18 protein-coding genes and 1 tRNA gene are annotated in these 20,372 nt (G+C 59.3%); 3 read left to right on the forward strand and 16 right to left on the reverse strand.

Annotated features, from left to right (window positions below):
• On the reverse strand, positions 1-504 hold the full coding sequence (locus tag AB4Y71_RS07150; RefSeq protein ID WP_441719110.1) for a prepilin peptidase: 504 nt from the start codon (positions 502-504) through the stop codon (positions 1-3).
• Positions 505-587: 83 nt separating this feature from the next.
• Between AB4Y71_RS07150 and AB4Y71_RS07155 the strand changes: the two genes are divergently transcribed.
• A complete protein-coding gene (locus AB4Y71_RS07155; protein ID WP_441719112.1) occupies positions 588-1,406 on the forward strand; it encodes a hypothetical protein in 819 nt (272 codons plus the stop codon).
• Here the strand turns inward: AB4Y71_RS07155 and AB4Y71_RS07160 are convergent.
• The 5 genes from AB4Y71_RS07160 to mca form a co-directional block, all read right to left on the reverse strand.
• A complete protein-coding gene (locus AB4Y71_RS07160; protein ID WP_013348126.1) occupies positions 1,403-2,719 on the reverse strand; it encodes a PhoH family protein in 1,317 nt (438 codons plus the stop codon). The genes AB4Y71_RS07155 and AB4Y71_RS07160 overlap by 4 nt on opposite strands.
• Positions 2,720-2,975: 256 nt before the next feature.
• Positions 2,976-3,737, reverse strand: a complete 762-nt coding sequence (locus tag AB4Y71_RS07165) for an isoprenyl transferase (protein ID WP_013348125.1) — start codon at positions 3,735-3,737, stop codon at positions 2,976-2,978.
• A gap of 117 nt (positions 3,738-3,854) precedes the next feature.
• Positions 3,855-5,969: a thioredoxin domain-containing protein gene (locus AB4Y71_RS07170; RefSeq protein ID WP_441719116.1), complete on the reverse strand. Its 2,115-nt coding sequence runs from the start codon at positions 5,967-5,969 to the stop codon at positions 3,855-3,857.
• 32 nt (positions 5,970-6,001) lie between these two features.
• Positions 6,002-6,283 carry a hypothetical protein gene (locus AB4Y71_RS07175; RefSeq protein ID WP_441719119.1) on the reverse strand — a complete coding sequence of 94 codons (282 nt, stop codon included), beginning with the start codon at positions 6,281-6,283 and terminating at the stop codon, positions 6,002-6,004.
• 46 nt (positions 6,284-6,329) lie between these two features.
• Positions 6,330-7,196, reverse strand: a complete 867-nt coding sequence (mca, locus tag AB4Y71_RS07180; RefSeq protein WP_441719237.1) for a mycothiol conjugate amidase Mca — start codon at positions 7,194-7,196, stop codon at positions 6,330-6,332.
• 241 nt (positions 7,197-7,437) lie between these two features.
• Between mca and AB4Y71_RS07185 the strand changes: the two genes are divergently transcribed.
• Positions 7,438-7,857, forward strand: coding sequence for a DUF4307 domain-containing protein (locus AB4Y71_RS07185; protein WP_417367196.1), 420 nt, complete (start codon positions 7,438-7,440; stop codon positions 7,855-7,857).
• Positions 7,858-8,146: 289 nt separating this feature from the next.
• Positions 8,147-8,644 carry a transcription elongation factor GreA gene (gene greA / locus AB4Y71_RS07190; protein WP_204720858.1) on the forward strand — a complete coding sequence of 166 codons (498 nt, stop codon included), beginning with the start codon at positions 8,147-8,149 and terminating at the stop codon, positions 8,642-8,644.
• Between the two features lie 92 nt (positions 8,645-8,736).
• Here greA and AB4Y71_RS07195 read toward each other — a convergent pair whose 3' ends face one another.
• The 10 genes from AB4Y71_RS07195 to AB4Y71_RS07240 form a co-directional block, all read right to left on the reverse strand.
• Complete coding sequence (locus tag AB4Y71_RS07195) at positions 8,737-9,738, reverse strand: S-layer homology domain-containing protein (RefSeq protein WP_441719123.1); 1,002 nt, start codon at positions 9,736-9,738, stop codon at positions 8,737-8,739.
• A 151-nt stretch (positions 9,739-9,889) separates the two neighbouring features.
• A complete protein-coding gene (ilvA, locus tag AB4Y71_RS07200) occupies positions 9,890-11,161 on the reverse strand; it encodes a threonine ammonia-lyase (protein WP_441719126.1) in 1,272 nt (423 codons plus the stop codon).
• 3 nt (positions 11,162-11,164) lie between these two features.
• Positions 11,165-12,496, reverse strand: a complete 1,332-nt coding sequence (locus AB4Y71_RS07205) for an AI-2E family transporter (RefSeq protein WP_013348118.1) — start codon at positions 12,494-12,496, stop codon at positions 11,165-11,167.
• Between the two features lie 179 nt (positions 12,497-12,675).
• Positions 12,676-14,115 carry an APC family permease gene (locus AB4Y71_RS07210; RefSeq protein WP_013348117.1) on the reverse strand — a complete coding sequence of 480 codons (1,440 nt, stop codon included), beginning with the start codon at positions 14,113-14,115 and terminating at the stop codon, positions 12,676-12,678.
• 212 nt (positions 14,116-14,327) lie between these two features.
• Positions 14,328-15,134, reverse strand: coding sequence for a Bax inhibitor-1/YccA family protein (locus AB4Y71_RS07215; RefSeq protein WP_441719128.1), 807 nt, complete (start codon positions 15,132-15,134; stop codon positions 14,328-14,330).
• A 299-nt stretch (positions 15,135-15,433) separates the two neighbouring features.
• Positions 15,434-15,515 (reverse strand) — tRNA-Leu (locus AB4Y71_RS07220).
• 116 nt (positions 15,516-15,631) lie between these two features.
• Entirely contained in the window at positions 15,632-16,999 is a 1,368-nt protein-coding gene (locus AB4Y71_RS07225) for an NAD(P)/FAD-dependent oxidoreductase (RefSeq protein WP_013348115.1), read from the reverse strand.
• 190 nt (positions 17,000-17,189) lie between these two features.
• Entirely contained in the window at positions 17,190-18,695 is a 1,506-nt protein-coding gene (locus AB4Y71_RS07230) for a S8 family serine peptidase (protein ID WP_013348114.1), read from the reverse strand.
• Between the two features lie 34 nt (positions 18,696-18,729).
• Complete coding sequence (locus tag AB4Y71_RS07235) at positions 18,730-19,656, reverse strand: Ppx/GppA phosphatase family protein (protein ID WP_441719131.1); 927 nt, start codon at positions 19,654-19,656, stop codon at positions 18,730-18,732.
• Positions 19,656-20,357: a DUF501 domain-containing protein gene (locus AB4Y71_RS07240; RefSeq protein WP_441719134.1), complete on the reverse strand. Its 702-nt coding sequence runs from the start codon at positions 20,355-20,357 to the stop codon at positions 19,656-19,658. Before AB4Y71_RS07240 ends, AB4Y71_RS07235 begins: the two co-directional genes overlap by 1 nt.
• Positions 20,358-20,372: the final 15 nt, after the last annotated feature.

A 20,372-nucleotide genomic window follows, 5' to 3' on the forward strand; every position in this document is an offset into this window, starting at 1 on the left:
TCATCGTGCCATAAGCAGCGCGATAAACGAGCCGATGAGCATGAAGGGACCGAAAGGGACCGCTGATTTCAGGGTCAGCTTCCGTGCCACCACTCCCCCGATAACCCAGAGCGTGGCAAGTACGAAGGCGAGCAATGTTGCAAAAAACAAGCTGGGCAAGGAATAGTATCCGAGGTTCAATCCCAGCACGCCAGCCAGCTTCACATCTCCCATGCCCATCGCTCCGCCGGAAGCCAGCGTAAGGAGCAGATAGCCGCCGCCAAGCAGCAACAGGCCCAGCAGCCCCATGAGCACACCGTGCAGATCCGACCGCAAAATCCCCAGCAGCGCAATGACTGCCAGGCTGGCCGCCAGCCAAGATGCGACCAGGCGGTTGGGCAGACGATGTGTTGCCATATCTTGCTTTGCCAGAAGGACCCCGAAGCCAAGAAAGCAGGCAAGCTGGAGAAGAACCAGCGCTGCTGACACCGGGCTTTCTTGGGCTACGCTCCAAATTTCTGACATGCATAGAGCATAGGCAGGTAATCGCCTCTGCGGCAGAGCAGTCTTCCTCTTGTGAATAATTCAGCCGCTTCTACAATTAGAGTATGGACGTTCCCACAGCTCCAGTTCTTTTCCCCGGGCAGCCAGCCCCTGACTCGGCGGCCCGCCGTCGCTTCCGCGCCTTAGCCCGTTCCGCGCCGTGGCTGAGCACGTCGTTGCAGTTCCGGATCCAGGTTCCAGAACCCTACGCCAAGCCGTACGAAGGACTGGAAGGAGAACTGACTGCGATACTGCGCCAACGCGAGGCCATTTCCGTGCGTTCGGCCGACGGCCAGCTGGTGTACCAAAAGGAGAAGTTCACTGCGGACCGCAGCCACGGCTATGTCGCTGCCACCAATTCCTCCTGGAAGCTGCCGGCCTCGCTGACCTCGCCGGTCTACACCTCGGACCAGCTGATCTTGCGCCGTCCACAGATTTCCGGCTTCAACGGATTACTGCCCTTGGAGCACTGGGAAGCGATGCTGGATCCGGTGGAGCTTGCCGGCACCGAACCGGCCTCCCATGATCTGGCATTTGGCCACCCCACCTATATCCATGAGTTGGCAGAGATCACTCACGATGATCGGCCAGCATTAGCTGCCGTCCTATCTGCAGGGCATAACTACCAGCCTACGGTCGCCAGCTGCCCGCTGGTTCCGCACGGCACACGCACCTTGGTAGTCCTGGATCGGGCCACCGGTCTGTGCGTGAACCGGCGAGTGCTCCTCGCCGAGGCCCAAGTACCGCCGGCGCCCGAGCTGTCCCTTCAGCTGCTTGCGCATAACCAGTACTACATTGATTCCCTGTTCACTGCCCCAGCCCCCACGCTCACCGACGTGAGAGCGCCGATTCCATGGGAGCTGCGCAGCGAACGCCCCGCCTAAGGCCGGGTTGGCGAATCCAGCAGGTCGGTGACCAGCGCGGCGATGGCCGAACGTTCGGAACGCGTCAGGGTCACGTGCCCGAAGAGCGAGTGCCCCTTGAGCTGCTCAACGACCGCGGCCACACCGTCATAGCGGCCCACGTGCAAGTTATCGCGCTGTGCCACGTCGTGGGTGAGCACGACCTTGGAGTTCTGTCCGATGCGCGAAAGCACGGTGAGCAAGACGTTGCGCTCCAAAGACTGGGCTTCATCAACGATGACGAACGAATCATGCAGCGAACGGCCGCGGATGTGCGTCAGCGGCAGCACTTCAAGCATCCCGCGTTCCACCACTTCATCAATGGCGTTCTTCGACACGATCGAGCCGAGGGTATCGAAGACGGCTTGGGCCCACGGCCCCATCTTCTCGCCCTCGGAGCCCGGCAGGTAACCCAGTTCCTGGCCGCCCACGGCGTAGAGCGGGCGGAAGACGGTAATCTTGCGGTGCTCGCGGCGTTCCAGCACTGCTTCCATTCCCGCGCACAAGGCCAAGGCCGACTTGCCGGTACCGGCGTTGCCACCCAGCGACACGATCCCCACCGACGGGTCCATCAGCAAATCCAGGGCGATCCGCTGTTCGGCGCTGCGGCCGTGCAGCCCGAAGGCCTGCTGGTCCCCGCGCACCAATTTCACGGTGTTCGCATCAATTTTCCGGCCCAGGGCGCTTCCTCGCGGCGAGGTGATGACAAAGCCGGTGTTGATCGGGTGCTCGGCTACCGCAGGGTGGTTCAGAAGCTGTTCGTGCTCGTAGAGCTTGGCCATGGTCTCTTCATCGAGCTCGAGTCCCTGGATTCCGGACCACCCGGTGGAAGCGATTTGATCGTTGCGGTAGACCTCGGCATGGATTCCCATGGCCGAGGCCTTGATGCGCATCGGCAGGTCCTTGGTCACCAGTGCTACGTCAAGGCCCTCATCCAGCAGGTGCTTGGCGACCGCGAGTATGCGTGCGTCGTTATCCCCGGAGCGCATGCCCACCGGCAGGACATCGGGTGCAATATTGTTCAATTCAATGCGCAGCGTTCCACCGGTTTTGGACACTGGGACCGCCTGGGCCAATCCCCCATGGCTGGCTATCAAGTCATCAAGCAAACGAAGGGCTTGACGGGCGAAGAAACCCAGATCAGGATCCTTGCGCTTGTTTTCCAGCTCGATGACGACAGTCAACGGGATCACTACATGATGCTCATCGAAACGGAACATGGCTTTCGGATCAGAAAGCAAGACCGAAGTATCAATGACGTAGGTTCGTACACCCTGTTCGGCAGTTCGGTTCATGGCAGCGCACCCATTCTCGGATCCGGCGTGGGGACTCTCCCCACGCGAAAGTGGGGAATCCCAACACCGGATGTCCAAGGCGATTCCGGTAGCTGTACCGGCTGGCGCTGCAATTGGTCATCTAGTGCGGAACCCTTCGATCAGCCGGAGCTTGTTGCCCTGGCCTTATGATCACCATAGACCTTCAAACGCTACTGGGGGACTACGTTCAGGTAACGATTAGCTGAACAGCTTCAAAGGGCGTGCTGGCTTGGGCTTAGGTGCCGAAACGCCGCTGACGATCAGCGAAATCACGCAGTGCGCGCAGGAAATCCACACGGCGGAAGTCCGGCCACAGGGCCTCGCAGAAGTAGAACTCGGAGTAGGCGCTCTGCCAGGTCAAGAAGCCGGACAGTCGCTGCTCGCCACTGGTGCGGATGACCAGGTCCGGGTCCGGCTGCCCCTTGGTGTACAAGGCGGACTCAATGTCATCGGTGGATAGACTGGATGCCAGTTCTTCAAGCGTGCGGCCATCCTTGGCGGCGTCGCACAGCAAGGCCTTGAACGCATCGAGGATCTCACGGCGGCCGCCGTAGCCGATGGCCACATTCACGTGCACGCCGTCCCGATTAGCGGTTATGGTCTCCAAGGCGGCCAGCTTTTGCGCCAGGTCCTCGGGCAATAGATCCTTAGCACCGACCTGCTGCACCTTTACCCGGTTGGTCTCCCCTAGCCGGTCCAGCGTGGAGCCGATAACTTCCAAGAGATCGCGCAGCTCGCTGGCCTCGCGATTGAGGTTGTCGGTGGAGAGCATGTAGAGCGTGACCATCTGGATGTTCAGGTCCTCGCACCAGTCAAGGAACTCCAGGATCTTGTCGGCACCGGCTTGATGGCCTGCCATCGTCGGGGTGCCTGCCAGCTTGGCCCAGCGGCGGTTGCCATCGACCATTACGCCGATATGGTGCGGAAGCTTGTCGGCAGGAAGTGACTTCGCCAAGCGCCGTTCGTAGTAACGGTACGCAAGGTTGGGAAGCTGCACCTTGACCCTGCCTTTCGATCGTTTCCAAAACTCTAGGTTCTAAATCTACCGCGATTTATCCCCGGGTTTTGGCATCTGCCGCTTCACCACGTTAGCAATCAGCAATTTCCGCTGCGCTCAAGCGTTCTTCGGCGCGCTGAATAATGAGAATAAACCCTCGATCCCCAAGACCGGAAGCTGGCAAAGCTCTTCCCGGCACGGCTGGATCTGCAGGCCCTGGTCCGCATGAGGCAGGGACGGATCATGGCGCACATTGATCCCAAGGCTCATGGCCACCGAGCGCACGCGCTTGGCTTGATCCGAATCCCACTGCGAGATCGCCAGATAGTGTACGGGGCTGGAAATGATGCACTGCACTTCCAACGCGGTTGCTACCTGTGTCGGTGCTTCGCTGGCTAAGGCCAGGGCATGGGCAGAAAGCCCTCGGGCGCTTTCCAGTGCTGCCGCATCCGCGTTGGTGTATTCCCCGGCTGCCATGGACTGCAACGCTTGGACGGCCAGCGCCTTGGCGTAGAGCGCTCCAGAAGCTGGCGTGGCATCGTCCAGGACTGTCACGGCAGCGATGCTGCTGCGCTGCGCGGTGATGCGTGCATCGGATTGAACCGTGTCCCGTGGCACCCCTGATTCTGGATCGACAAAGTCAGCGGCGCGGCCCAGCAAGTCCTTAGCTCGCTGCGCCCACTGCTGCTGGCCGGTGGCTTGGTGCAGGGCCAGGAAGCCGAGGGCCAAGGCCGAGTAGTCCTGCAAGGTGCCTTCATTGGCGTGCGTGGCTGCGCCGGCGAAGCTGACCCGGGCCAACCGCCTATTTTGCTGATCCCACTGCATCTGCCACACCGATTCGGCGGCCTGGACCGCCAGCTTCAAGGCATCTGGTGCTTCCAGCAGCAGCGCCGCTTCGCACAAGGCTTCAATAGCCAGGCCGTTCCAGCCAGCGATCACTTTTTCATCGCGGATCGGCATGATACGCGAGCGGCGCAGGGTGCGCATCTGCTCACGCAGTTCTTGCAGTACCTCCAGTTCGCTTGCCTCAGGTGTGCGCAACAGCGAGAAGCAGAAGTTCTGCGGGTCCTCGGCTACCGGGGCGAAACGAAGCAAGCCCTTAGGCAGGCGTTGGATCAGCGGATCGGTGACCTGTGCGATTTCTTCGCGGTTCAAGGTGTAGTAGGCCCCTTCAACCTGGTGTCCGTCGCGGGAAGAATCTGCGTCCAGCGAGGCAGCAAGGGCTGGCGTCGAAGAGGAATTGGTGAGCAATTCTTCTTCGAGGAAGGTGATGATGCCTTGGGCGCTGCGCTGAGCCAGTCCAGCGAGCTTCTGTGCACGCTGCGCGGTGTCCCCTTGGCCCTTGAGTGCCATTTCGGCGGCCAGAACGCTGGTTCGCGCCGCGAGGGAGAGCAATCCGGCGTTGTCGTAGAGCATTTTTTCAAAGTGCGGGACGGACCAATTCGCATCTACGCAGTACCGGGCAAAACCACCATCGACATGGTCTTGCAGGCCGCCCAGGAAGATCGCTTCGAGGTGGGTTGCAGCAGCTTCAAAGGCTTCCTCGGCCCGTTGCGGCTCGGTGATCACTGCACGCGACAGGGTTTTCAGCGCCCAGGTGGGCGGGAATTTAGGCGCCGGGGTGAAGCCGCCTTCAGGTTTGCCGGCGGCAATCCAGCGATCCAGTGCGGTGCTGAAAGCTTGGTCGGCTGGCTGCTGGGACTGCAGGGACAACAGCGCGCTTTGCCGGCTGCCCAGTTCGGCAAGATGCTCGGCGAGCATTTGAGCCTGTTCTTCGAGCCCGGCACGTTTGGTTTCCCAGGCTTCGTGGACGGCATTGAGCACTTGGCTGAAGCTCGGAGTCTTGCCGCGAGGTTCCTTCGGGTAGTACGTGCCGGCATGCACGGTCCGTCCATCGGGAAGGGTGAAAATCGTCATCGGCCAGCCGCCTGCGCCGGTCAGCGCCTGGGTGGCCAGCATGTAGGTATCGTCTACCAGTGGATGCTCTTCGCGATCCACCTTGATGGCTACGAAGTTTTCGTTGAGCAGCGCAGCGATTTCTGGATCGTCAAAAGACTCGTGGCTCATCACGTGGCACCAATGGCAGGCGGCATAGCCGATGGAAAGCATGACCGGCACGTCACGAAGCCGTGCCTGTTCAAATGCTTCATCCCCATAGGGGAACCAGTCAACTAGTTGATGGGAATGCTGTCTGAGGTATTGGCTGGATGAGCCAGCGAGTCGTTGAGCCACGCAATCATGCTATCGCGCAGCCCACAAAGCGCCTACTGCTGCTCGTCGGTCTTCGGGTCGTGCGGCGCATCTGGTTCCTGGAGATTGCGCGCTTCGCCCTTGTCTACCAGTCCCTGCTGCTTTGATTCAGCTTCCGAGGTGTAGCGCACGCGGCGGACACGGCGGATCATGTCGCGGATCAGGAAGATCACGGCAACCACCAATGCTGCGGTGAAAATGAAACCGAGGAATCCTGGGCCGTAATCGCTGGCAGTCTCCGTGCCGAAACCCAAGGTCGAGGAAGTCAGAGCCAAGGATTCAAAGATCGTATTCACGTTGTAAAGACAACTCTCATTTCTAGTACTGGAAAAGCGCTTAGTACTATCTTAGTCCGGCAAACAGGTCGGTCTCGGGCAACTCGGTGGCTACCTTGGAGGAGATCAGCGTGTAGTCCTCCCACGGCCAGTGCTCGGCGTAGACGTGTTCCGGCACGGCGAAGAAGAAACCTTCCGGATCAATCTGGGTTCTATGCGCCAGCAACGCCTGATCGCGCTGCGAGAAGAAATCGGCGCAGTCGATCTGGGTGGTCGTGGTGTGTGGGGAAACCCACTTAAACATCTGGTTGTCCTGGTCTTCTTCCCACATCGCCACACGCTCGGTGTATGGGGATTCGTACCCGGCTTCCAGCATGGCGTAGTGCAGGGTGCGGAAGCGGTCCGGTGCGAAGGCACGGTCGTAGTACAGCTTGCTCACCGACCATGGCACTCCGAGTTCCGGGTACATTTCCGGGTTGGCGGCATGCTCGAATGCGAAGGTGGACACCTTGTGGCAGTGGATGTGGTCCGGGTGCGGGTAGCCGCCGTTTTCGTCGTAGGTCGTAATGACGTGTGGACGGAATTCACGGATCAGCTTGATGATGCCGGCAGCGGCAATCTCTACTGGCTGCAAGGCAAAGGCGCCAAATGGCAGCTCGGGCAGCGGGTCGCCTTCTGGCAAGCCGGAGTCAACATAGCCAAGCCAACGGTGCTTTACGCCCAGCACCGCGGCTGCTTCAGCCATCTCGGTGCGGCGGACGCCGGCCAGGTCGCGGTGCGCGTGAGCCAGTTCGCCAGCGGCGGCATTGAGGATGTCCCCGCGTTCTCCGCCGGTGCATGACACAACCATCACTTCGGCGCCGGCATCGACATAGGCGGCCATCGTCGCAGCACCCTTTGAAGATTCATCATCCGGGTGCGCGTGAATAGCCATGAGTCGCAGACCCTGCGAAGGAGCAATTTTCTTCACGTCGTGAATCTCCACTTATCTTCTTTCCTTATGCCGCATTCTCTAGATAGGCAGGAAGCATCAAATCTGTCCGCCATCCTTATCAACTCACAACCGACCACCGGTTATTCCCCCATGCCGAAAGGCAGTAAACTGGAAGAAAGAACCAATGTTCGGCATTCCCAGTTCCAATGCCGCCAGGCAAGAGAGTGGTGCAAGGCAAATAATGTCTGATCCAAGCTTAACGGCTCGCTACAACAACCCCAAGAAACGCAATCTTTCTAAGAAATCGCGTAACTGGCTCATTGGTGCAGCGCTCTCCCTCGGCGTTGCCGGAGCCGCCTATATCGGCTTCAGCAACTACAGCTCCATTGGCTCCCAAGACTTGGAGTTCGAGGTCATTTCCGCGACTCAAGCCAAGGCCGTTGTCGCCGTCGAATACAACACCAAGCTTCGAGTGCAATGCGACATTCGCGCGATGAACGAGTCCAAGGCCATCGTCGGCTACAAGACTGTTCTGCTTGATCCAGGAGAAGCGACCGGGCATATCACCCAGAACCTGGAAATTGACCTGCATACCGATAACCTTGCAACCACCGCCGGGGTGGAGGACTGCTACGAGGTTCCGCAGGAATACAAGGGGTAACATTTCAGCTTCTTGCTCTCCTAGAAGCTGAATCCATTGGGCTTAATCCGTTTTGGCGACTACTATCATTGAAAAGATACGTTTCGCCCCGCATCGGCGCATGGTTCTAACCGAGCATTAGGACATGAGGCTGGCGGGGTCTTTGCTTGCATCGCCAATAACGTGCAGGCCCGCAGATCCGTACCGAATCCGACTTCGTCGACGCCACCGTTTCGGTGGCTTTCGGCTTTAGGACCACTTATCGGTCCCAAGGCCAAGCGAAGTCCTAACTGACCAAAGGAAGTACAACGTGAGCACCAACAGCAACGAACCTGTCGTTTGGCTGACTCAGGAAGCCTACGATCGGCTCCAGGACGAACTGACTTTCCTCTCAGGCCCGGGACGTGCCGAGATCGTTGCCCGTATCGAGCAGGCACGTTCGGAAGGTGACCTGAAGGAGAACGGCGGCTACCACGCTGCTCGTGAAGAGCAGGGCAAGGCTGAAGCCCGCATCCTCTACCTGAAGGATCTGCTGCGCCGCGCCGACGTAGGCGACGCTCCAGCCGACGATGGAATCGTTGAGCCAGGCATGCTGGTTGTCGCCAATATCGCTGGCGATGAGACCACTTTCCTTTTCGGCTCCCGCGAAGTTGCTGGCGACACCGATCTGGAAGTCTACTCCGAGCAGTCCCCAATCGGCGTTGCCGTGCACGGTGCCAAGGTTGGCGACAAGCTGTCGTATCTGGCTCCAAACGGCCGCGACATCAAGGTCGAGATCATCTCCGCCAAGCCTTACGGAGCAAAGTAAGCGCCTGAGCAAAAGAAATCCCCAGACCAGCTTCTCCAAGCTGTTCTGGGGATTTTCTGCGTTCAGGACGATTACCACCCGGTTCGCCGCGTTTACGAAATCACGTTCAGCCTTCGATCGCCGAACAGATCGAACCACCGAACCAAGAAGGCGGCTGTTTCAGCACGTGTCGCCTTGGCGAAAGGCTTGTACTCTACATACCATTCTTCGTATTCGCCGAAGTCGGTCAGCCAGCCCGTTGAGATTCCGGTAGCACGCATCCATTCGATTTCGCGATAGAACAAACTGGATTTAGCTACATCCCGAAAGCCGCTCTCCGCGAGGGGTGTAAATGAATAGACCGATTTTGGAGTCATCCGGTACAACATCGCCGCCATGGCATCGCGCAATATTGGAGCCAATGGCCGGAATGTGCCGTCTGGCCATCCATTCGCGATGCCTTGGGCATGTAGCCAGCAAATCTCCTTGTAGAAAATGTTGTCTCGCGCAACGTCCTTGAATGGAGAGGCATTAGGCGGAGTGTAAGCAGGCGACCCGTTGATGCGGTAGCAGAATGCGGCGAACGCATCACGCAGTACAGGTGCCTGCGGGCGGAAGGTTCCGTCGGGCCAGCCATTAGTAACTCCCAGCTTGGAGAGAATCTCCACGTACCGGTACAGGTCATGGCTTTCCGGCACATCTTTGAAAGTGTTCGTTTCCCATTCAGCTGATGGGTGGATCGTTTCCGATCCTATAAAATCTCCGCCCGACCAATAAGTTGTTACGCCGGTAAATTCCTGATAGTAGGAGCCGTTGCTTTGATAACTAATATCATCTGTGGGGAAACCGAATGATGGACGCCAAAGCTTAGCCATGGCGGCTTTCGATTTACGGGCCATCGTCAGTCCGCGTCTAGTGACAGCTATTCCGTTTTCATAGATTTTTGCGGAAAGTTCGCCGGTAAAGAATTGCCTTCTATCGACTTCAGGATTGATCTCCAATACCAAATCGCCGAACTCCGAGGTTTGGGCCAATGCGGATGGAGCGCTTGCTGTAGCGATTAGCGGAACAGCAATCGCCGCCGTTAGAAATGACCTGCGGGAAAGACAATCCATGAAATCTCCTCGATATGCACGGTGGAACAAGGACCCTGGGCAGAGCCCCATTTTCAAATAAAAGTCTAATTGATTAATGGGAGTATAGACGAACAAATCCCCAGACCAGCTTCTCCAAGCTGTTCTGGGGATTTTCTGCATTCAGCGGCCTTTAGGCCACGGAGCCGCCGGCGTTGTTGGTGATCTGCGGGTCGAAGCCTTCGGCCCGCAGGTTGTTGAGCACCTGCTTGGAGTGCTCATGGCCCTTGGTTTCCAGATCGATGGTGATCGCCACGTCGCCCATGGACAGCGAACCGCCGATGCGGGTGTGGTCCAAGCGGGTCACGTTCGCATCCGATTCGGCAATGATGTTGGAGATCTGCGCGAGCGAGCCGGGGCGGTCTGGAAGCATCATGCGTATGGTCAAGAAGCGGCCGGCCGCTGACAGGCCACGCTGGATCACCTTGAGCATCAGCAGCGGATCGATGTTGCCGCCCGAGAGGATGACCGCGGTGGTTGCCGGGTTGATGCCGTGCTCTTCCAGACGGTTCTCCAGCAAAGCTGCCACGCCCACCGCGCCGGCAGGTTCCACCACGAGCTTGTTGCGTTCCAGCAGCACCACCAGGGCGCGGGCCAGCGCATCTTCGGACACGGTCACCACGTCATCGACCAGTTCCTTGATGATGGCGAAGGGCAGCTGGCCCGGCTTGCCCACGGCGATGCCGTCGGCGATGGTGTGCACGGTATCCAGCGGCACCAGCGCGTCAGCGGCCAGCGATGGCGGGTAGGCTGCGGCGTTCTCCGCCTGCACGCCGACTACCTTGATCTCGCGGCCCAGTTCCCGGGCTTTTTCCTTCAGCGCGATGGCCACGCCGGCCAGCAGGCCGCCGCCGCCCACGCCCATCAGCACGGTGTCCACCTCTGGAAGCTGCTCAAGCAGTTCCAGGCCGATGGTGCCCTGGCCGGCGATGATGTCCGGGTGGTCGAAAGGATGCACGAAGACCGCGCCGGATTCATCGGCGAAGCGCTGGGCTTCGGCCAATGCCTCGTCCACGGTGTCGCCGAAGAGCACGACTTCAGCGCCGTGGTCGCGGGTAGCGGTCAGCTTGGGCAGCGCAACACCGCGCGGCATGTAGATGCGTGCCTTGATTCCCAAGTGGCTGGCTGCCTGCGCCACGCCCTGGGCATGGTTGCCTGCCGAGGCCGCGACCACACCACGGGCCTTTTCCTCGTCGCTGAGCTTGGACATGCGCACATAGGCGCCGCGGACCTTGAAGGAGCCGGCGCGCTGCATGTTCTCGCACTTGAGGAAAACTTCCGAGCCCAGGTGCTGGGAGAGCACGCGAGAGTGCTCTACTGGCGTGCGGGCAATAACCGGTTTGAGAACCTTCGCTGCGGCTTCGATGTCAGCCAAGGTGACCGGCAAAGTAGTTTCAGTGCTCATGGATTATTCCTCATCTGCTTTTGTTTCAGGATGCCGGAGCTCCGGCGAAGTTTGCGGGGTGGCAGCCGGGCTGGCGATATCGGCCGGCGGGACTGCTGGGGCTGGGTTCTTTACCGGCGGATTCTTTGCAGAACCCGCCTTGATAATCTGCTCGCCGTAGAGCTTGATGACGTGCGCATCGGTTTCCCATGATCTGTGCGAGAGATACCTGATCACGGCGTTGAGCACGGCCAGCAGCGGAACAGCGAACAGCGCGCCCGGGATGCCTGCGAGCATCGTGCCGCCGGCTACCGCCAGCACCACGGCCAGCGGATGCAGACTCACGGCCTTGCCCATGATCAGCGGCTGCAGGATATTGGATTCGGCCTGCTGAACCAGCAGAACCACGGCGAGCATGATCAGTGCGTTGATCCAGCCGTTGGCCACCAGGGCCAGCAGCACTGCCAGTGCGCCGGTGATCAGTGCACCGACGATCGGGATGAACGAGCCGATGAAGACCAGCACGCCCAGCGGCATGGCCAACGGGACACCGAGGAAGAACGCGCCGAGCCCGATGCCGATGGCGTCGATCATCGCCACGACCATCTGCACGCGCACGTAGCTGACCAGCGAGGCCCAGCCTCGGGTCAGCGCGCCATCCATCGCGGGACGGGCCCGGCGTGGCAGCAGGTTGATCAGGAAGAGGCCGATCTTGCGGCCGTCGAGCAGCAAGAAGATCAGCGCGAAGATGGCCAACAGGGTTCCGGTGAGGATCTGGCCAATGGCCGAGGTCCAGCTGATCGCTTCGCTCAAGATGTTCGTGGCGTTGCCGCGCAGCTGCGCCAGCGTGTCGTCGAGCACCGATTGCAGGTCGTCGTTGGTCAGCTTCAGCGGACCGTTGAACAGCCAGTTCTGGACCTGCTCGATGCCTGCCAGCGCTTGGGTCCACAGGGCGTTGAAGCCCGCGGTCAGGCGTTGTCCGGCCAGCGACAATCCGGCGGTCACCAACGCGAAGAACCCGATCAGGGTGATGCCCACGGCCAGTCCGCGCGGGACTGCAAGCCTTGAATTCATGGCATTGACTACCGGAGAGAGCAGCCCGGCGAGCAATGCGGAAACCAGCACGGGGATGACCAGCAGAGAAATCTTGGACAGAGCCCATACCAGCACACCCAGAGCGGCGACGACGATCAGGAAACGCCACGCCCAGGCCGCGGCCATGCGCACGGCATAGGGCATGTCTTCGGCGCTTTGGAAGTCGGTGCTGTCCGCGCGCGGCACATCAAGTGCATTTGCTGGCTTGCTCGGAAGCGAGACGCGCAAGCGGCGTAGTCGATCGAACCGGCTGCTCTTCATGGAACTACGCTATCGCGTTTGCCAAGCCGCCTATCGATCCATGTCACGATTGTGACATAAAACGAGGAGCAGTGCCCGATATGGGCACTGCTCCAGAAAATCACGCTCAATATGTGTGCCTGCCTTTAGTGCAGGTGGCCAGATTGCGCAGAATATGCCATTGAAAGCGGTACGTGCTGCTACTTGCGGCGGCGGCGCACAACTTCGAGCACCCTGTGTTCCGCGTCCTCGCCAGGCTTGATACCTGCCGGAACCTTGAAGTAGAACGCCGCGCCCAGCAGCCACCAGACACCGAAGATCGCCCAAGGCTCCCAGCTCAGCGAGGCGGGCATGCCCGGCATGTACAGGCTGAACAGCGCCGCGGTGAGCAGCACCGAAACCCAGCCGATGATGACCCCGCCATTGTTGTTGCCGCCCACGCGCAGTGGACGATCCATCTGGGGCTCGCGCTTGCGCAGCACCAAGAAGGTCACCGAAACCAGGAAGTAAGCCACGATAATGCTCGGTGCCCCGGAGTCCACGAGCCAGCCGAGCATCTCGGCACCGAAGAACGGGGCGAGCACGGAGATCCCGCCGATGAATAGCAGCGCGTTAGCCGGAGTGCTGTATTTGGGGTGCAGCTGGCCGAACCATGAAGGCAGCATGCCGCTGCGGGCCAGCGAGTAGACCAAGCGTGAAGCTCCCAGCAGCAGGGAATTCCACGAAGTCAGGATGCCGGCAATGCCGCCGGCGATCAGGACCTTAGCCATCAAGTCCGAATTGAACATCGCGCCGAAGGCATCCGCGGTGGCGATATCTGCACCGGCCAATTCACCTGCTGGCATTGCCGAGGCGGTGGTCAGCACGACCATGACGTACCACAAGGTGGCCATGATGACCGAGACAACGACAAGCTTGCCGATCTGCTTGGCTGGGATGTTCACTTCTTCCGCCGACTGCGGGATGACGTCGAAGCCGATAAAGAGGAATGGCACGGCGACGAGCACCGCGAAGAATCCGCTGATGCCCGGGGTGAACAGCGGTTGCATGTTCTGCACTTCACCACCGCTGAAGGACCCGAAGATCAGCAGCGCGCCGATAGCGAGCAGGAAGAGGACCACGAAGGTCTGCAGGACACCAGCCTGCTTGACCCCGCGGATGTTAATCCAGGTGATGAGCACTGCGGCGAGCACGCCCACCAGTGCCCAGGTCAGGTTGACTTCGAATCCGGCTACGGTCCACAGCGGAATCTGGCTCATGCCCGGGAAGATGTATTCCACGGTGCGCGGCAGGGCCACCGCTTCGAAGGCCACGATGGTTACATAGCCGCCGGTGATCGCCCAAGATCCGATGAACGATGGACGAGCACCGAGCGCGCGCAGGATGAAGTTATGCTCGCCGCCAGCCTTCGGCATGGCGGCGGTCAGCTCCGCGTAGGTCAGTCCGACCACTGCCATGATTCCGCCGCCGACCAGCATGGCCAGCATGGCGCCCATGGTGCCGGCGTTGCTCAGCCAGCCTCCGGTCAACACTACCCAGCCGAAGCCGATCATGGCGCCGAAGCCCAAGGCCAGCGCGTCAAGGTTGCCCAGCGACTTCACCAATCCCGGTGATTTGCCTGTTGATTCGTCGATGCTCATTGCGTCCTTCTTGCCATCTTGGATGTGCGTCGAGTAACGATATTGCTACGGAAGAATCTAACCAAGATTCTTCAAGACAGCCCAATCAGTTGTCATATTCATGGGTCTTGGGAGCGCAACAATACGTCAGGCAGGACAACGCTACAGGCGATTAAACATCTTGGACCAGCACCCGATATGGGTACTGGTCCAAGCAAGCAGGAGGCGTAGAACTACTCGTCGCCACGCAGGATAGCCAGGATACGCAAGATCTCGGTGTACAGCCAGATCAAGGTCATGGTCAGGCCGAAGGCACCGCGCCAAGCCATAATGGCCGGAGCACCCTGGTTCGAGAGTTCCTCGATCATGGTGAAGTCAGCAACCAAAGCGTAGGTTGCAAGCAGAACGGCAACGACACCGATAACCAGGCCGAGCACGCCGCCGCGCATGCCGAACATGCCGTCGATAACTCCGGTGAGCATCAGAACCATGTTGAGCAGCGAGAAGGCGATCAGGCCGATCATGCCGATCATGAACATCTTGTTCAGCTTAGGAGTCATGCGGTACTTGCCCGAGCGGTACAGCGCCAGGGTAACGCCAGCAACACAGAAGGTCGCCAGTACAGCCTGGACGGCGATGCCCTTAAGATTATCCTGGCTTTCCAGGAAACCGGAAAGGCCACCGAGGAACAGACCCTGCGCCGCTGCGTACAGGAGGATCAGTACCGGCGATGGGCGCTTCTTGAAAGCATTAACCAAGCCGAGGACAAATCCAACCAGGGCACCTGGCAGCATCAGGGCTGGAATGGTCCAGCCAATTGCAGCGCCAATGACAACCAAGGCGAGGCAGATCGCGGTCTTGTTGATCGTTCCGCCAATGGTCATGCGGCCGGTATCAGCGCTGGTTGCAGCAGGCTGCTGGTACATCTGCTGCAGCTGGTCTGCGCTCATATTTGCGGTGTCACGGAATCCAACAGGACTTCCTGGCTTGGTTCCCCAAGCATCAGAGCGGCTGCTGGAGCCAAAAATTGGGTTGCCCAATGTCATTCCCCTATAGGTTGCGATGGTGCTGGCACGTAGCTAGCAGAAGATCGTTTGCTTAATCCTATTGAATGTTGCTGTGAAATCACTCAGTCAGAAGGATGATTCGGCCCATTATCCGAGAAAAAAATACTCTCTGAGCGATATTCTTGAGAGTTTCAGTATCAGCTTCGCGATTCACGCCGTTTCGCCCAACAACAGGGCCAGCGACCGGCGCTGTGCCTAACCTGCACACTTCCACGGCAAGAGAAAAGACCGTCGCGGACCGGTCACCCCGGACCCGCAACGGTCTTATTCCGTACCCCCAGTGGGACTCGAACCCACAAGCCTTTCGGCAGCTGATTTTAAGTCAGCCGTGTATGCCAATTCCACCATAGGGGCAAGACTCTCAAATCTTACGCGATCGAGAAAGCAAATTGAAAATCCGCTCCACATGATTGTGCGAGGGACCGATCTCTCGGTCCCTCGCACACTAGTCGATCATCTGAGGCCTGTGCCTACTTCTTTGGCTTGGCCGACTCTTCGAAAGCAGTGCGTGGTGCTTCGAGGTTGTTCAGCTGCAGTGCGTCGCGCTTGAAGAACAGCGCAACCAGCCAGTCGCCTACGACGCGGAACTTGCGCTCGAAGGTTGGCATTGCCATGCCGTGGTAGCCGCGGTGTGCCATCCATGCTGGCCAGCCCTTGAGCTTCAGGCCCATGACCTTGGCGACGCCCTTGTTGCGGCCGAAGCCTGCAACTGCACCGAGGTTCGAGTGCTTGTATTCCTTGATGGTGCCAACGCCGTAGCGGGCAGCATACAGGTTCTTTGCCAAGAGCTTAGCCTGGCGTACTGCGTGCTGTGCGTTGGGAACGCAGGTGCCATCTGGCAGGCCGCCGGTAACGTCCTTGACTGCCGAAATATCGCCAGCTGCCCATGCGCCTTCCAGTGGATCACCGTTGGCGTCCTTGATGCGCAGGTCGGTGCGGGTCTCGATGCGGCCGCGCTGCTCGATTGGGAAATCGGTGGAGCGAACCATTGGGTTGGCCATAACGCCAGCGCACCAGATCAAGGTGTCGGCGCCGAACGAGCCCGCTGGGGACTTGTCAGCCATGTTGATCAGTTCCAGGTTGCCTTCTTCTGCGCTGTTCAGCGAAGTGTTCAGCAGAACCTCGATACCGCGGCTGCGCAGGTGCTCGACAACCCACTCTGCCTGCTCGGCGGTAACTTCTGGCATGATGCGGCCCATTGCCTCAACGAGAACGAAGCGTGCTTCCTTCGCGTCGATGCGGTCATTGAGCTCGATCAGGTGACGAGCCATATCTTCAAGCTCGGCGATGGTTTCGATACCGGCGAAGCCGCCACCGACAACCACGAAGGTCAGTGCGCGCTTGCGTGCCACTGGGTCAGTCATGTTCGAAGCGGACTCGATGCGCTCGGCAACCTTGTTGCGCAGGGCCACGGCCTCTTCGATGGTCTTCAGGCCAATGCCGGTTTCAGCCAGACCGGTGATTGGGAAGGTACGGGTGATCGCACCAGCGGACATCACGATGTCGGTGTATTCCAGCTCGAACTGCTCGCCGTTCACTGGGGCAATAACAGCCTTCTTGCTGGCATGGTCGATGCTCAGCACGCTGCCGTTGACCAGTTCGGAGTGCTTCAGGTGCTGGCGGTGCGAGACCACTACGTGGCGTGGTTCAATCTGGCCACCGGCAACTTCTGGGAGGAATGGCTGGTAAGTCATGTATGGGTTTGGGTCGACAACGGTGACGATGCCGCCGTGTGCCTTGACCTTCTTCTGCAACTTCATCGCGACGTACAGGCCTACGTAGCCACCGCCAACGATAAGAATGCGCGGACGCTTCTGGGAGGATTCGATGATCGACATACTGTTGATTCTACGCGGATTTCCCGAGTTAGTGAAAACATTCACTAAGTGTTTCCGTTCGGTATGTCACGTCTGGGCCATATGCGAAGGATTCGCACTGAGACGTTTGAGCTCCCATTATCGAATTAAGTATCGGTAGGCACGCAAAAGCGGAGTGGAACTTCAATTTCCACCCCGCTTCGGACGCTATTTACTTCTCTTCTTCGGGAATCTCATCAAACAGATCCCGCCCCTCAGCTTGTTTTGGGACTTCCAAGGAGCTCAGGGAAGCCGAGGCCAGGTTTTCCGTAGCCCGCTCACGTCGACGGCGCACCATCGTTTGGGTACCACCAGCAACGAGCACCAATAGCAGCAGCACTCCTCCACCGATGATGAGCACCGGCTGCAGCACAGGGGCCTTGCCATCAGGAAGAACTGGCTTGGGGGCCGCGACTTGCTTCAGGTCCGATTTCTCCATGGAGACCCCCGGTGCCGGAGTCTCGGTCTGAGACACGGTGTTCCGGCGGTGGACGCGGATCCATTCTTCAATGGTCCCCAAAGGGTTCTTGGTCACGGCTGGTACTTTTGCGGTCAGCGCCGCATTGGCATCAATAATTCCGTAGCCGTAGAGGTTGTCCACGCCAGCAGCTCCGGTATCCTTGGCAGTCTTCAAGATTCGGTTGATTACCTCAGGAGCCTTCATATCCGGATACTCGGAACGGATCAACGCAGCGACTCCAGCTACCAGCGGGGCGGCACCAGACGTACCGGACCAGCGGGCATATCCATCGCCAGGCAAGCCGCCAACCAGCTGCTCAGCAGGGGCGGCAACACCAATGGAAATGCCTTCTGTCGAAGAATCCTGCGAAGCCTTGCCGCTGGCATCAACGCCAGCGACCGTTAGTACTCCTGGGATAGTTGCCGGTGCACCGACCTGGCTCATGCCACCAGAACGGTTGCCAGCCGCAGCAACGATGACCACGTCATGGTCCTCTGCATATTTGAAAGCGTCATCCCAGCTTTCTGGCCACGCCGGGCTAGTTGAGCCAAGAGACATGTTGATGACTTTGGCACCAGAATCCACTGCCCATTTCACCGCTCGCGGAATCTGGGTTTCCACTGGAATCTTGGACGGATTGCCTTCGCCCATCCACAGCGATACAGAAAGCAGATCTGCTGCCGGGGCAACACCCAGCACTCCATCACTGCCACGGGTCAGTTTCGGAACCTTTTCGTATTCAGGTTCTTCGGGAATGTCCTTGTCGTCGTCCTCAGCAGTCTTCTTGGCTTTCTCCCACGCGGTCTTCAAGCGTTCGTTTTCGGATTTAACCCGGTTGATTTCGCTCTTGTTATTGCCGCGTCCCGCCAGCAAGGTGGCCACCAAGGTGCCATGTTCACTCATGACGCCAATTGGCTTGTTGCCCTTTTCTCCGCCAGAGCCGGACATATCGGTACCCCCGACAATGGCGCCCTTCAGATCAGGGTGCGAAGTATCAATACCGGTATCGATGATGGCGACTTTAACGCCTTCGCCCTTTGTTGTCTTATGCGCTTCGGTCACGCCGAGGGAATCCAGCCAGTACTCGGATTCACGCATGTTGTCAGCATGGGCCGGTGCACCAATACTGAGCGAGGTAAATGCCAATAGCGCCACCACAAGCACAGTGCTGAACTTGAAGATGCTTGTCTTTTTCCTGGCGCGCAAAGCTGAGCTCAAGACAACTCCTTGGGTCGGTGGCTGGGTGGCAAAATTAGGCAACGGCAGCTGAGGCCGCGATTCCGTCGAGGATATCGTGCTCGGATGCAATCAAGAGCATCTCGCGGTTCGCACTGGTCTTTTCCAGGTAATAAAGGATGCGCTGCACAATGGCTGCACCTGCTTGAATCACGTCTACACGGCCAGGGTGCATGAAGCCCAGCGATGCGCGCTCCTCACGGGTGTAGGAGAGCATGCTGTCAGTTGCCTGTCGCATTTGGGCAAAACTCAGCTGTGCTCCATGGATCTTTTCCGACTCATAAGCCTTCAGTCCCAGGGCCTGGGCTGTGAGCGTCGTGAACGTCCCGGCCACCATGATCACGGCATCGACCTGTGAAACGTCCACCGCACCGGTCAAGGTTTCCAAGGTGCTGTCCATGAAATCCAGTGCCGCATCAGAGCGCAGTCCAGCTTGGTGGAAACGCTCGGTAACCCGAACGCAGCCCATGTCCAGGCTCTTGGCAGCCAGCGGGCCGGTTTCGTCGCCCAGCACGAATTCGGTAGATCCTCCGCCAAGGTCGATCACCAGGCTCTTGCCGCTTTGACCGGCACGGACCGAAGCGGCCCCGGTGAAGGACAAGGATGCCTCTTCCTCACCGCTGATCACTTCTGGGGCTACGCCCAGGATCTTGGTAATCTGCGCAGAGAAAAGTTCACGATTCGAAGCGTCGCGTGCCGCCGAGGTCGCCGCGAAGCGAATGGCCTGCACCTGATGCTCATCGCACAATTTCTTGTACTCGCGGGTGGCGGCAAAGGTGCGTTCCAGGGCTTCGGGAGCGAAGGCCCCGGTGGCGTCTACGCCCTGGCCCAAGCGGACAATGCGCATGGTGCGCAGCACGTCGACAAGCTGGCCTTCAGCATCCACGTCAGCGATGAGCAGGCGGATGGAGTTAGTTCCGCAATCGATACCGGCAACGCGCATTAGGCATCATCCTGATCAGAGCCCTGGGCTGCTTCACGCTGGGCACGCTTGCGGGCGCGTTCTGCACGCTTGGCAGCAGGGTCCTGCATTTCCTGGGTCTTCACATGGCGCGAACGGTCGCGGCTCGGAGCCGCAGACTCGGTATCCCACGCGCCCACGCAGTAGCACTTGTCCTTGGTCCACCACTGGGAGATTGCTTCCAATGCTTGGTCGCCCAATGGGTTCACGCCTTCACCGGCAGCCAGCGAATGGCCTACCAGCACGTGCAGGCACTTGACGCGGGTTGGCATGCCGCCGGCGGAGACCCCTGCGATTTCCGGAACGGCGCCGGTGCCCGAACGTGCGCCGATGGCGTCGCGGTTGGCCAGGTACGACTCGTGCGCCGCAACATAGGCCTGTGCCAGCTGCGGGTCTTCGCCCAGGTTCTCATTCATCTCGTTCATCAAGCCCGCTGCTTCCAAACGAGAAACAGCGGCAGTGATTACCGGGTGAGTCAGGTAGTAAGTGGTGGGGAAAGGAATTCCCGAAGACAAGCGTGGAGCTGTGGTTGCTACCAGCGGGTTGCCGCAAACACAGCGCGCACCGATTTCAACTACGTCGCGCACTGGGCGGTTCAGCTGGCGCGAGAGGGTATCCAGATCGGCTTCGCTAGGTACTCGTCCGGCGGCGTCAAGGGCTTCGCGGATTGGCTGTTCAGTCACGGTTATAAGTCTCTT

Source organism: Glutamicibacter sp. MCAF14 (assembly GCF_052114325.1).
Lineage (GTDB): Bacteria > Actinomycetota > Actinomycetes > Actinomycetales > Micrococcaceae > Glutamicibacter > Glutamicibacter arilaitensis.